This is a genomic window from Rhodococcus sp. FW305-130 (assembly GCF_058788335.1).
Genome location: NZ_JBYTAP010000013.1, coordinates 104,331 through 117,350 on the forward strand (window position 1 = coordinate 104,331; position 13,020 = coordinate 117,350).

General features: G+C 63.5%; 14 protein-coding genes and 1 pseudogene. 3 read left to right on the plus strand and 12 right to left on the minus strand.

All coding sequences use genetic code 11. The features are described 5' to 3' along the window. Positions 1-94 precede the first annotated feature (94 nt). Positions 95-1,267 carry a glycogen synthase gene (gene glgA, locus AC3WQS_RS29825; RefSeq protein ID WP_070386685.1) on the plus strand — a complete coding sequence of 391 codons (1,173 nt, stop codon included), beginning with the start codon at positions 95-97 and terminating at the stop codon, positions 1,265-1,267. Positions 1,268-1,273: 6 nt separating this feature from the next. Here the strand turns inward: glgA and AC3WQS_RS29830 are convergent, their stop codons facing one another. The 10 genes from AC3WQS_RS29830 to dapE all read right to left on the minus strand — a co-directional run bounded on the left by AC3WQS_RS29830 (position 1,274) and on the right by dapE (position 9,721). Then, on the minus strand, positions 1,274-2,113 hold the full coding sequence (locus AC3WQS_RS29830) for a putative RNA methyltransferase (protein WP_070386684.1): 840 nt from the start codon (positions 2,111-2,113) through the stop codon (positions 1,274-1,276). Positions 2,114-2,228: 115 nt separating this feature from the next. Next, the gene (locus tag AC3WQS_RS29835) at positions 2,229-2,396 is read right to left on the minus strand and encodes a DUF3117 domain-containing protein (RefSeq protein WP_003945169.1); all 168 of its coding nucleotides are present in this window, start codon (positions 2,394-2,396) and stop codon (positions 2,229-2,231) included. Positions 2,397-2,547: 151 nt separating this feature from the next. Beyond that, the gene (locus AC3WQS_RS29840) at positions 2,548-3,117 is read right to left on the minus strand and encodes a DNA-3-methyladenine glycosylase I (RefSeq protein ID WP_492713438.1); all 570 of its coding nucleotides are present in this window, start codon (positions 3,115-3,117) and stop codon (positions 2,548-2,550) included. Continuing rightward, the gene (locus tag AC3WQS_RS29845; protein ID WP_019749362.1) at positions 3,117-3,494 is read right to left on the minus strand and encodes a DivIVA domain-containing protein; all 378 of its coding nucleotides are present in this window, start codon (positions 3,492-3,494) and stop codon (positions 3,117-3,119) included. Before AC3WQS_RS29845 ends, AC3WQS_RS29840 begins: the two co-directional genes overlap by 1 nt. Before the next feature lie 32 nt (positions 3,495-3,526). Beyond that, entirely contained in the window at positions 3,527-4,468 is a 942-nt protein-coding gene (locus AC3WQS_RS29850; RefSeq protein WP_019749363.1) for a glucosyl-3-phosphoglycerate synthase, read from the minus strand. Further along, positions 4,465-5,364, minus strand: a complete 900-nt coding sequence (folP, locus tag AC3WQS_RS29855) for a dihydropteroate synthase (protein WP_037249509.1) — start codon at positions 5,362-5,364, stop codon at positions 4,465-4,467. Before folP ends, AC3WQS_RS29850 begins: the two co-directional genes overlap by 4 nt. Positions 5,365-5,394: 30 nt before the next feature. After that, positions 5,395-7,167, minus strand: a complete 1,773-nt coding sequence (locus tag AC3WQS_RS29860; RefSeq protein ID WP_133727821.1) for a long-chain-acyl-CoA synthetase — start codon at positions 7,165-7,167, stop codon at positions 5,395-5,397. Between the two features lie 112 nt (positions 7,168-7,279). Next, complete coding sequence (locus AC3WQS_RS29865) at positions 7,280-7,837, minus strand: LOG family protein (protein WP_256065707.1); 558 nt, start codon at positions 7,835-7,837, stop codon at positions 7,280-7,282. Next, complete coding sequence (locus AC3WQS_RS29870) at positions 7,831-8,634, minus strand: LOG family protein (RefSeq protein ID WP_003945176.1); 804 nt, start codon at positions 8,632-8,634, stop codon at positions 7,831-7,833. Before AC3WQS_RS29870 ends, AC3WQS_RS29865 begins: the two co-directional genes overlap by 7 nt. A gap of 16 nt (positions 8,635-8,650) precedes the next feature. Continuing rightward, a complete protein-coding gene (gene dapE / locus AC3WQS_RS29875) occupies positions 8,651-9,721 on the minus strand; it encodes a succinyl-diaminopimelate desuccinylase (protein ID WP_179154702.1) in 1,071 nt (356 codons plus the stop codon). Positions 9,722-9,770: 49 nt separating this feature from the next. Between dapE and dapD the strand changes: the two genes are divergently transcribed. Together dapD and AC3WQS_RS29885 are read left to right on the plus strand one after the other, a co-directional pair. Beyond that, positions 9,771-10,724 (plus strand): 2,3,4,5-tetrahydropyridine-2,6-dicarboxylate N-succinyltransferase, encoded by a 954-nt coding sequence (dapD, locus tag AC3WQS_RS29880; RefSeq protein ID WP_019749368.1) that lies wholly within the window; start codon positions 9,771-9,773, stop codon positions 10,722-10,724. Further along, a complete protein-coding gene (locus AC3WQS_RS29885) occupies positions 10,724-12,106 on the plus strand; it encodes an amino acid permease (RefSeq protein WP_020908472.1) in 1,383 nt (460 codons plus the stop codon). Before dapD ends, AC3WQS_RS29885 begins: the two co-directional genes overlap by 1 nt. A gap of 9 nt (positions 12,107-12,115) precedes the next feature. On the opposite strand, the gene AC3WQS_RS29890 is transcribed toward AC3WQS_RS29885, so the two are convergent. Together AC3WQS_RS29890 and AC3WQS_RS29895 are read right to left on the minus strand one after the other, a co-directional pair. Next, positions 12,116-12,874 (minus strand): ABC transporter permease, encoded by a 759-nt coding sequence (locus AC3WQS_RS29890; RefSeq protein WP_029255815.1) that lies wholly within the window; start codon positions 12,872-12,874, stop codon positions 12,116-12,118. Continuing rightward, positions 12,874-13,020: pseudogene (locus tag AC3WQS_RS29895) on the minus strand (ABC transporter ATP-binding protein); the annotation flags it as partial. The pseudogene AC3WQS_RS29895 and the gene AC3WQS_RS29890, both read right to left, overlap by 1 nt.

The following is a 13,020-nucleotide window of genomic DNA, read 5'->3' on the forward strand; positions in this document are numbered from 1 at the left end:
AAGCAGTCCGAGAGGTCCGATCGTGTCCCTCTCCGAACGGTCGGGGATAACGCGATCGGTAGCCGGATCGACCACGGGCGGTTAGGTTTAGCGCGTGCGAGTCGCAATGATGACCAAGGAATACCCGCCGGAGATCTACGGCGGCGCAGGAGTACACGTAACCGAGCTCGTCGCTCAGATGAAGCGGTTGTGCGAGGTCGACGTGCACTGCATGGGCGCCCCGCGCGAAGGCGCGATCGTCCACTCTCCCGACCCCGCTCTCGCCGGATCCAACCCAGCCTTGACGACGCTCTCCACCGAGTTGCGGATGGCGGACGCCGCGGCCGGTGTCGACATCGTCCACTCCCACACCTGGTACACCGGACTGGCCGGACATCTCGCGTCGGCTCTCTACGACGTGCCGCACATCCTCACCGCGCACTCACTCGAGCCCAGACGCCCGTGGAAGGCCGAACAGCTAGGCGGCGGCTATCGGATCTCGTCGTGGTCCGAACGCAACGCCGTCGAGCACGCAGACGCGATCATCGCCGTCAGTTCAGGTATGCGACTCGACGTCCTCGACGCGTACCCCGCCGTCGATCCGAGTCGCGTTCACGTAGTGCGCAACGGAATCGACACCGAGGTATGGCATCCCGGGGGATCTGCGCCGGGAGCGCCGTCCGCACTCGCGTCGATCGGCGTCGACCCCGCAAAACCCATCGTGGCCTTTGTCGGACGGATCACGAGGCAGAAGGGCGTCGGGCACCTCGTCGCGGCAGCACACCACTTCGACCCGGAGATTCAGCTCGTGCTGTGCGCCGGCGCTCCCGATACGCCGGAGATCGCCGCCGAAACGGAGAAGGCAGTGGCCGAACTCGCCAGACATCGGGGCAATGTCTACTGGGTGCGCGAGATGCTCCCAACCGAGCAGATCAGGGAAATACTCTCGGCAGCAACGGTATTCGTCTGTCCTTCGGTGTACGAGCCCCTCGGAATCGTCAATCTCGAAGCCATGGCGTGTGAGACCGCCGTGGTCGCTTCCGATGTCGGCGGTATCCCCGAGGTGGTCGCCGACGGCGTCACCGGACGACTCGTGCACTACAACGCCTACGAGCCGAACGCATTCGAGGAATCACTCGCTGCCACCGTCAATGCCGTTGTCGCCGACCGAGAAGGCGCCGACGCGATGGGTCGTGCGGGCAGAATCCGTGCGATCGACGAGTTCTCCTGGGCCGAAATCGCCAAGCAGACGCTCGAGGTCTACGCGGACGCCGTCACGAGACGCTGATCCGCGTCAGATCTTGCGATAGGTCGAGACCGTCGCCGACGCGGTGACGGTGCTCGGCTGCGGCAGCTTCGCCACGGCGGCAGCCAGATCGGCGGGCGTCAGGTGCCTCGCCGACGGTCCCATCCCCACCAAGTCGAGGACGTCCTGGTGTGAGAGTGACATCGTGAACTCGACCTCGTCGCTGCTCACGCGCTCGAACAAGCCGGCCATCGACGATTCGAGACGTTCCACCTTGCGATCGTCGACCTTGACCATCTCGAGAATGTCGATCAGCTCGCGCAGATGCCTGTCGGTGGGCGTCAGGACCACCAGAACGCCGTCATCGGCGAGAACTCGATGGGACTGCGGACCGTTGCGTGGAGCGAACACACAGAGCACGTGGGAGAGCGCTCCGTCTCGAATCGGAAGTGGTTGCCAGACGTCCGCGACGATCGAGCCGATCCTTTCGTGGATCTTCGCCGCTCGCCGTGCCGCGAACTTGGACACGTCCAAGGCTATTGCCCGAGAATCAGGCAGCGAATCCACGACGTGTGCGAGGTATTGTCCTGTGCCTGCACCGATTTCGACGATCCGCGCAGGATCCGCCCCTGCCGTCGTCGCGCAGGCCCGGGAAACGGCATCCATCAGCGGGCCGAAGTGGCCGGCGCCGAGAAGTCGTGCACGCGCGGCGATCATCTCGGCACTGTCGCCGGTGAACTTCGTGGCACCGCCACTGATCAGGCTCACGTAACCCTGGCGAGCCACGTCGAATCGATGTCCGCGATCGCACTCGGCGGCGCCGTCCACCAATTCCAACTCAGCAGCGCACTGCGGGCAGGACAGTAGATCGACCACGGCGGCAAGCATTGATCCGTCCTTTCGGCTACCGGCGGTGCGCACACTTCAGGCCCCGTACCGAAACGGATACGGAGCCTGCGTGCAATCACGTGCTGTTGTTCGTACTGCTACAACCTGGACCCGACTAGCTGGTGACGTTCGTGAGTTCCACACCGAGCGCTGCAGCTTCATCCGGGGTCAGCTCGACGACGAGGCGTCCGCCACCCTCGAGTGGAACCCGCATGACGATTCCTCGTCCCTCTTTGGTTGCTTCGAGGGGACCGTCCCCGGTCCGGGGCTTCATGGCCGCCATCCTCTGCTCCCTCCAGATCTGCGCTGCATTGCTCTGCGCCTCGACTAACGGTGCGCCCCGCCAACAATCAGCGAGGCTCGTACCCTCCATTGTTCCCTATGGATGCAGGAACCGGGAATCTGAGTCACATTTAGGGGTGTTCAGTCGACCGTCACACCTGCGCCGGAACCCAGCAATCAACCACGTGATCGTCGACCATTCCGGCAGCCTGCATGAGCGCATAAGCCGTGGTAGGACCCACAAACTTGAACCCGCGTCGCTTGAGTTCCTTAGCCATGGCAGTCGACTCGGGAGTGACCGCTGGAACCTCTGCAATTGATGTCAGTCGTCTGGTGCGTCGAGGCGGCGAGAACGACCAGAGTAACGAATCGAGGTCCAGATCGGGTGAATTCACGAGCACTCGGGCGTTGGAAATCGTCGCCTCGATCTTCGCGCGATTGCGGACGATCGCGGCATCGGAGAGCAATCTCTCCACATCCGCAACTCCGTACGCTGCGACCTTGTCCGGATCGAACCCGTCGAAGGCTTCGCGGAACGCCTCGCGTTTGCGCAGAATCGTGATCCAAGAAAGCCCCGATTGGAATGCTTCGAGGGCGAGCCGCTCGAACAGTTCGTCGCGCCCGTGCAGCGGACGCCCCCACTCCTCGTCGTGATAGTCGCGGTACAGCGAGTCACCGGGCGTCTCGACCACCCAGCCGCACCGAACCAGTCCGTCTGCCATCAGCCCTGGGAATCCTTCGCTTCGGATTCGGTCTCAGGCGCCTCCTGCGTTGCTTCGGCCTTGGCCGGAGCATCCGCCTTCACCAGAACCTCGGACTTCTCGTCACGGCCCAGTTGCGCACGCAGAGAATCGATTTCCAACCCGAGGCGATGCAGGGCCCAATCCACTTCACTCGCCTTGTATCCACGCAACACCTGCTGAAAACGAAGAGCGTCGACATCCGCCCCGGTGACGTCCTCTGCCGGGAGTACGGTCGCCGTCGTGCCAGGAGGCAGCGGCGGCAGCTCTTCCGAGCGCCCGAACACAGCGCTGGCGGCGAGGAAGATCATCGCGCCGACCAGTGCCATGACAATCAGGTACAGGAGGATCGTCATCATGAACCGATACTCCCATACCCGAGAGTGAGCGGTCAGACCCCCGCGGTGCGCACTATCGAATTCATCGGGGGTCGATCGAGTAGCGAAACCTCAGTGGTCTCGGGCACGAAAGAATCGCCGTCGACCAGGAATTGGGTCAACCCGGCACCCGAATCCTCGATCCCGCACCGCCGGAGCATCGTTCCGATGATCTGCCGGCTCATCACGCCGAGGTCGGCGAGCGGCCGGTTGCGATGCTTGCGCACACCGAGATTGACCTGACCGATCGCCGCCAGCCCCAACGTGTCGTACGTGTCGAGCAGAAGGCCGATCTCGACGCCGTAGCCGGGCGCAAACGGAACAGCCGACAGCAGCTCACGGGTGCCCGCGTATTCACCGCCCAATGGTTGCAGTACCGACGTGAGTTCGGGCCGCAGCGCAGCCAACATGGGCCGCGCAACCAATTCCGTGACTCGTCCGCCGCCGTTGGCGTCCTCCGTGCCGCTCACGCGCAGCGGACGGCGGTAGTAGCCCTTCACCAGATGGATGCCGTCCACCGTGAGCAGCGGCCCCAGCAGTTTCGGCACGAACGCTGGATCGGGATTGATGAGATCGGAGTCGACGAATGCGATCAGATCGCCGGTCGTTGCGGCGACCGAACGCCACAACACTTCACCCTTGCCCGCGGTCGGCGGGATGGACGGGACTGCGCTCTCACGACTGATCACCGTCGCCCCCGCCGCGCGAGCACGCTCGGCGGTACGGTCGGTCGAACCGGAATCGAGAACGATCAACTCGTCGACCAAACCACCGAGCAACGGATGAATGGTGTCGACCACCGCAGCAACGGTGTCCTCTTCATTGAGCGCGGGCAACACCACCGAGACGGTTCGGCCACCCTTCGCCCGTTCGAGTTCGGCGACCGTCCAACTCGGATGGTCCCAACTGTTGGCTTCTGCCCATACGCGGGTCGGGCCCGCACCGGTGATGCTCATGCCAGACCTCGAACCGTACGTACCGGGGCACGGCGTCCTTGGATCGCGGCCACCATGTCGACTACTCGACGGGTGGACGCCACCTCGTGAACACGGAACACCCGGGCGCCGCCAGCCGCGGCCATTGCTGTCGCTGCCAATGTTCCCTCCAACCTCTCGGAAAGCTCCACACCAAGAGTCTCCCCGATGAAGTCCTTATTGCTCAGCGCCATCAGCACTGGCCACCCGGTGTTTACAAGAACGTCCACTTTTCGCAACAACTCGAGCCCGTGGAAGGTGTTCTTACCGAAATCGTGAGTGGGATCGATCAGAATCGCGTCACGCGGCACTCCGAGTGCCAGGGCGCGTTCTGCCGCCGACACGACCTCGGTGACCACATCTGCGACGACGTCGTCGTAGCGGACACGGTGCGGGCGGGTGCGCGGAACCGCACCACCCGTGTGCGAGCAGACGATCCCGGCACCAGTCTCGGCGGCAACCACAACGAGTTCCGGATCCGCACCCGCCCACGTGTCGTTGATCAGGTCGGCGCCTTCGCCGCGTGCCAACCGCGCGACGCCGCTCCGCCAGGTGTCGACGCTGATGATCAGCTCGGGGTACTTGGCTCTGATCGCGGCGACAAACGGAACCACCCGCCTGACCTCTTCGTCGGCGTCGACGAGGTCACCTGGCCCGGCTTTCACTCCCCCGATGTCCACCAGATCGGCGCCCTCGTCGACGGCCCTGTCGACGGCGGCCATCGCTGCCGAATCCGAGAACGTCGCGCCCTGGTCGTAGAAGGAATCGGGAGTGCGGTTGACGATCGCCATCACCAGTGCACGGTCGACCGCGACCGGACGCCCACACAGGGTGGGCGCCGGACCTGGCTGCGCGGTAGAACCGGAGAGTGAAGACATGCCACTCATACTGGCATGACGGAACTCGGTCTAGCCCTTGGGTACCGAGCCCGCCGCGACCTTTCCGACGTATTCGTCGTACGAGTCCACATAACCACCCTCGCGGCCTTCGAGAACGTGCAGAGTGTCGGCGCCGACGTCGTAACCCTCGTTGCGCAATTCCACCTTGCGCGACTTGAAAGTGCTGGTGTGTTCGAGTGAGTCGACGATGCGGATGAACAGCGGGACCGCGTAGTTGGGAAGCTTGCCGTAGAGGTGAGCTGCAACTTCGCTTCCCTCGAAGCTCTGCCCGTCCCGCAGCTTGACCGCCGCCATTCCCGCGCGACCGTCGGTGCCCGGGATCTCGACGCCGTAGACAACTGCTTCCTCGACGGCCGGGTGCGAACTCAGCGCGCCCTCGACCTCCGTGGTGGCAACGTTCTCGCCCTTCCAACGGAAGGTGTCGCCGAGACGGTCGACGAAGGCGACGTGGCCCCATCCCTGCTTGCGCACCAGGTCTCCGGTATCGAACCAGGTGTCGTCGTCCTTGAATCCGCCGCGCACCAGCTTGCTGTTGCTCGCGGCTTCGTCGGTGTAACCGTCGAAAGGCGCTCGGTCGGTGACCTTCGACAGCAGGAGCCCGACCTGACCCGTGGACACCTTGCGAAGGCGACCGTCGGCTCCACGCAACGCTTTTCCGGTGTCCTCGTCGAACTCGACGACGGCGTGCGGCAACGGACAGATCCCGGCCGTCTTGTCGACGTTGAGTGCGTTGACGAACGCGATGTTGCATTCGCTCGCACCGTAGAACTCGGCGACGCGGGGAATGCCGAAGCGCTGGGTGAATTCGGCCCAGATCTCCGGGCGCAGACCGTTACCCACCATCAGCCGAACAGCATTGTCGCCGTCGGTCGGCTTGACCGGCTGGTTGAGCAGATAGCGGCAGAGTTCGCCGATGTAGGTGAACGCGGTCGCCTTGTTGAGTGCGATGTCGTCCCAGAACCGCGAGGCGGAGAACTGACGACCGATCGCGATTGTCGCACCGGACGCGAGCACCGAGGACAACGAGACCGTCAACGCGTTGTTGTGGTAGAGCGGCAGGCAGCAGTACAGAGTGTCCGAGCCGCGCAAGCGCACGCCCATCAACCCGAGGCCCGACATCGACTTCAGCCAACGGAAGTGAGTCATCAAGCTGGCCTTGGGCATTCCCGTGGTACCCGAGGTGAAGATGTAGAACGCCTTCTCCTTCGCGAGCACCTCGGCGGTGACCGCCGGGTTGGCGGCATCAGCCGTCTTCGCCAGATCCGCGAGTTCACTGACGAGAAGTTGCTTCGGTCCGGTAAACCCCGCCGGCAAGGATTCGAGGGCCTCTTCGCACTCGTCGGCGACCACCAGGACGCGCGCGTCGAGCAGCGTAAGGCTGTGTGCCAGAACGTCGTCGCGCTGGTTGTAGTTCAACATGCCCGCAGCCGCGCCGAGTTTGACGGCGGCCAACGCGATCAGCAGGGCTTCGGGGGTGTTCTTTGCCAGCACTCCGACGACGTCTCCGCGATCGACTCCTCGTCCGCGGAGGACGTCGGCGTAGCGGTTCACCAGTTCGTTGGCCTCCGCGTAACTGGTCGCGTGGCCCTCGAACCGGATGAACGGGCGCGACGGGTGCGCGTGCGCGGCCTTCTGGAAGATCAACCCGATCGATTCCTTGGCCGAAGGCTTGCGGGTGAGCCCGGCGGCCCCCCGCGCCAGGATCGGCACCTCGGTGATCATCGACGGCAGTTTTGCCGCCAGATCCAGCAGGCCGACGGTCGAACGGGCTTCCGAACTCATGGCTCCCCTAACACGTATCCGGCGCCCATTCGGCCGCCCAGTCTGCGGCCACCTTACTGCACGGTAATAAAGCCCGCCATGCCCCAGGTCAGGGTTCCACGCAGGCGTCTGATCAGGATCTGACGCACGCGTCGAGCGCAGCCTCGACGTCCGTCCGCACCAACAGAGTGTCCAAAGCCTGACGCCCGACGAAGCCGGTCCCGTCGAGCTTGTTCAACCACTCGAGCAGGCCGGTGAAGTGCCCGACGGGATCGAGCATCACCACTGGTTTCTCGTGCATTCCGAGGTAGCCGGCGGTCCACGTCTCGAACAGCTCCTCCAGCGTCCCGATTCCGCCCGGCAGCGTGATGAACGCGTCGGCGTGATCTTCCATCAGCTTCTTGCGCTCGCGCATGGTGTCCGTGACGATCAGCTCGTCGGCATCGACGTCGGCTACTTCCTTGTGCACCAGGGCCTTCGGAATGACGCCGACGGTCCAGGCGCCCGCCGCGCGAGCCGACTCGGCGACAGCGCCCATCATCGAGACGTTGCCACCGCCCGAGACCAACTGCCATCCGCGTCGACCGATCGCGGTTCCCACCTCTGACGCCAACGCCAGGAACGATTCGTCCACCGGACCCGACGCGCAGTAGACGCAGATCGAGTACTTCTTGCCGGAATCGGTCACCATTCTTCTTCTTTCCCCAGATCTGCGGCCTCGTCGACGCCCTTGTCGGCGTTGAGGACGATTCGTACTGCTTCTTCCACACTGTCGGTGACGTGCAGCAAGTTCACGTCACCTTCGGAAATCTTGCCGTCACGCTCGAGGGTGCCGCGAATCCAGTCGACGAGTCCGGACCAGTACTCGGTACCGAACAGGACGATCGGGAAGCGCGTGACCTTGTGGGTCTGCACCAAGGTCAGTGCCTCGAACAGCTCGTCGAGTGTTCCGAAGCCACCCGGCAGGCAGATGAATGCCTGGGAGTACTTCACGAACATCGTCTTGCGTGCGAAGAAGTACCGGAAGTTGATTCCGAGATCCACCCACTCGTTGAGACCCTGCTCGAACGGCAGCTCGATGCCGAGACCGATCGAGTATCCGCCGGCCTCGCTGCAACCGCGGTTGGCAGCTTCCATGACTCCCGGTCCACCGCCGGTGATGACGGCGTATCCGGCTTCGGCCAACGCCGTTCCCAGCTCACGGCCGGATTGATACTCGGGATGATCGACCGTGGTGCGTGCCGAACCGAACACCGTCACCGCACGCGGGACCTCGGCGAGTGCGCCGAAACCTTCGATGAATTCGCTCTGGATACGCAGCACACGCCACGGATCGGTGTGTACCCAGTCCGTGGGTCCGCGCTTGTCGAGCAAGCGCTGATCGGTCGTAGTCTTCTCGTCCTTGCGCTTGCGTCGAAGCTGAACGGGCCCGCGGTGCTTGATCGACGAGCTCTGCTTCTTCGAAGCCGAATTCTTCTCTGGTGCCATGCGGCAAGGCTAACGGTCAGGCCGACAGATACTTCCTCAGCACGGCCGCGACGTCGGTGATCTGCTGCACCGGAACGTGCTCGTCGCGCTTGTGTGCGAGGTTCGGATCACCCGGTCCGTAGTTCACGGCAGGAATGCCGAGCGCCGAGAACCTGGACACGTCGGTCCACCCGTACTTCGCACGGAACTGACCACCGGCCGCCTCGATCAGGGCGGCAGCGGACGGGTTCGCCAAGCCAGGCAGCGCGCCGGGCGAGGAGTCGGTGACCTCGAATCCGAGGCCCAGACCGTCAAACACTTCGCGCACATGCGCCTCGGCTTGCGCCTCGCTGCGATCGGGCGCGAATCGGAAGTTGACGTCCATCTCGGCTTCGTCCGGGACGACGTTTCCGGCGACCCCGCCAGAAATCCGCACCGCCGACAAACCTTCGCGGTAGCCGCAACCGTCGATGTCGACCGAGCGCGGCTGGTAACTCGACAACCGCTCCAACGCACCGCCGAACTTGTGAATGGCGTTGTCCCCCAGCCAGGACCTGGCCGAATGTGCGCGAGTTCCCGAAGCCGTCAACCGAACCCGCATCGTGCCCTGGCACCCGGCCTCGATGAAACCGGCCGTCGGCTCACCGAGAATTGCGACGTCGGCCGCGAGCCATTCCGGGATCTCGCGTTCGATCCGTCCCAGGCCGTTGAAGGTTGCGGCGATCTCTTCGCAGTCGTAGAAAACCAGGGTCAGATCGTGGGCCAGGTTCTCGATGGTGGCCGCCAGGTGCAGAAAGACCGCATCGCCCGACTTCATGTCCACGGTCCCGCAGCCGTGCAGGATGTCGCCGTCACGCCGCGAAGGAACATTGTCCGCGATGGGCACCGTATCCAGATGTCCGGCGAGCATGACGCGACTGGGCAAACCACGCGACGTACGCGCCAACACGGCATTGCCGTTGCGGATGATCTCGAAGCCCGAAGTCTGCTCACGCAGCGCATCCTCGACGGCCTGCGCGATGACGGATTCGTCGTGCGAGACGCTGGGGATGTCGACCAGGGCGGCCGTCAAGTCGATGGGGTCCGAAGCAAGATCGAGGATGCTCACACGCACCAGCCTAGGCCGGTGCACCCACCACCCAGTAATCTCTAGTCCCGTGAGCGCACAGGGAGCAACAGCAGTAGGTATCGCCAACGTGACCGCGGACGGAACCGTCCTCGACACCTGGTTCCCGGCACCGGAGCTGGGAACATTCGACAAGACCGGTACCGAGAACGTCGAGGGAACAGACATTCCTTCCGATCTTGCACTGCTGGCAGGCACTGACGACGCTCGCGAGGTCTCGCAGGTCGTCGTCCGCACCACCATCGCCGATCTCTCCAAGGCACCGGTCGACGCACACGACGTCTACCTGCGCCTCCACCTCCTCTCGCACCGTCTCGTCGCACCCCACGGCGTCAACCTCGACGGCCAGTTCGGCCTGCTCAGCAACGTCGTGTGGACCAACTTCGGCCCGTGCGCCGTCGAAGGCTTCGAGCAAGTTCGCTCACGTCTGCGCATCCGCGGCGTCGTGACCGTGTTCAGCGTCGACAAGTTCCCCCGCATGGTCGACTACGTCGTGCCGTCCGGAGTGCGTATCGGTGACGCGGACCGTGTCCGACTCGGTGCGCACCTCGCCAGCGGAACGACCGTCATGCACGAAGGCTTCGTCAACTTCAACGCCGGCACCCTCGGTAACTCGATGGTCGAAGGCCGCATCTCCGCGGGCGTCGTCGTCGACGACGGATCCGATGTTGGCGGCGGCGCCTCGATCATGGGCACCCTCTCCGGCGGCGGCAAGGAAACCATCTCCCTCGGCAAGCGCTGCCTCCTCGGCGCAAACGCCGGCCTCGGCATTTCACTCGGCGACGACTGCGTCCTCGAAGCGGGCCTCTATGTCACCGCGGGCACCAAGGTCACCGGCCCGGACGGCACCGTCGTCAAGGCCAAGGAACTCAGCGGCAAGTCGAACCTTCTCTTCCGTCGTAACTCGGTCTCGGGTGCCGTCGAGGTCGTGCCGTGGAAGGGCACCGGCGTCGAACTGAACGCTGCTTTGCACGCCAACGACTGATGACTGACACCGACGTCTCCGACGGAACAACCACTGCTCTCGGCCACGGTCTCAAGGTCCGCCATCTGACGATGATGGGCCTGGGCTCGGCCATCGGCGCCGGCCTGTTCCTCGGAACCGGCGTCGGTATCGCCAAGGCCGGCCCGGCCGTCCTGATCTCCTACATCCTTGCGGGCGCCGTCGTGGTGTTCGTGATGCGCATGCTCGGTGAGATGGGAGCTGCGATCCCGGCGAGCGGTTCCTTCTCTCACTACGCGCGCCTGGGGATCGGCGAGTGGGCCGGCTTCGTGATGGGCTGGCTCTACTGGTTCATGCTGATCATGGTGCTGGGCGCCGAGATCACCGGAGCCTCGGCGATCGTGAACGACTGGGTGCCGTCGATCCCGCAATGGGTTGTCGCCCTGGTCTTCGTGGTGTTCTTCGCCGTGGTGAACCTGGCGAAGGTCAGCAACTTCGGTGAGTTCGAGTTCTGGTTCGCCGCAATCAAAGTCACCGTCATCATCGCCTTCCTCGTCATCGGCGTCCTGCTGGTGTTCGGCATCCTCCCCGATACCGATCCGGTCGGTACTAGCAATCTGTTCGGGCAGGGCGGCTTCATGCCCAATGGGTTGTCTGGCATTGCCGCAGGACTGCTCGTCGTGGCGTTCGCCTTCGGTGGGATCGAGATCGTCACCATCGCCGCAGCCGAATCCGAGAATCCGGAACGCTCCATCGCCGTCGCTGTGCGAAGCGTCGTGTGGCGCATCAGTGTCTTCTACATCGGTGCCATCTCCATCATGGTTCTGGTGCTGCCCTGGAACGACCCCGAACTCGAGAGCGGCCCGTTTGTGGCCGTCTTGAACAAGGCGAACATTCCGGGTGTTGCCGGGTTCATGGAACTCGTCGTAGTGGTGGCGTTGCTTTCCGCGTTCAACGCCAACATCTACGGCACCTCTCGCATGGCGTTCTCACTTTCGCGCCGCGGCGACGGACCCGCTTTCATGGCGAAACTGTCGAGCACCGGAGTTCCGACCAATGCCGTTCTGCTGTCGGTGTTCTTCGGCTTCGTCAGCGTCCTGCTCAACTGGCTGCTCCCCGACGACCTGCTCGGCATCCTGCTCAACGCAGTCGGCGCCGCGCTGCTCGTCATCTGGATCTTCATCGTCGTCTCGCATCTGCGACTGCGTAAACAACTCGAAGCGTCGGGCAAGCTGACAGTTCGTATGTGGCTGTTCCCGTATCTGAGCTACGCGACTCTCGCGATGCTCGGCGTCTTCGTCGTCCTCATGCTCTTCGACGCCGATGCCCGTGCACAGTTGATCTCGACCACCGTGTTGTTCCTGGTGATCGCGGCATTGGGTTTCCTGAACGCCCGCTGGCGTAAGCAGAATCAGCCCGCCTGATCCGTGTGCCTATGCATCCCGCCTGTTCACGACGACGATGCTGAGGCCGAATACGACGAGCACGAAGAGGGCGAAGTAGACCAGGCTGCCCCAGGGTCCCCAGTGGAAGTCGACGCTACCGCCGGAACCGAGAAAGTTGTTGGCGTTCATGAACGGCAGGAACGGCATGATCTTCTCGCCGATACTTCCGAACAGGTTGAAAAGATTCTCGATCAGCAAGGGCCACAACAGCAGTAATGCGATCGCACCTGCAGACTGCCGGAGCAACGCGCCCACTCCTACGGCTAGAACTACGCAGAAGAACGCGTAGATCGGTGTTCCGTAGACGACCCGCCAGTTATCGTCGCCAGACAGAGTCAGGAATCTTCCGGCGTCACCTGATGTGGCCTTCGTGAGAGCGAAAGCGCCGAACGACAATACGAGAGTCAGTACCGCTCCGAAACCACCTATGAGGCCCGCTTTGGCGATGAGCACCGAAGCGCGGTTCGGAACTGCCTGGAAGGTGGTGCGGATGGTCCCGAAGCGATATTCGCTGGTGATCGCGAGAGCCGCCATGATCATCAGAACCAACACACCGAAGCCGGTCACTCCACTGAGCGCCCCCGACACTGTCGGCATCATTGCACCATTGGGGCTGCTGAGCGACGACTTGGCGCTCAGTCCGAAAGCTGTGGCGAGTCCCAGCCCGAGCACGATGATGATGATCGTGCACCACAACGGTGATTTGGTCGTGGTGATCTTGATACGTTCAGCACTGAGAACAGCCATTACAGTGCACCTCCCATAGCCTGCTGTGTGTATCCGTTCTGAGTTTCGGGGACTGCTTCGATACCGGATGCGTGGTACTGGACATCGTCTCCGGTCAACTTCATGAACGCATCCTCGAGCGAACCCTGCTGGGACGCCAACTCGTA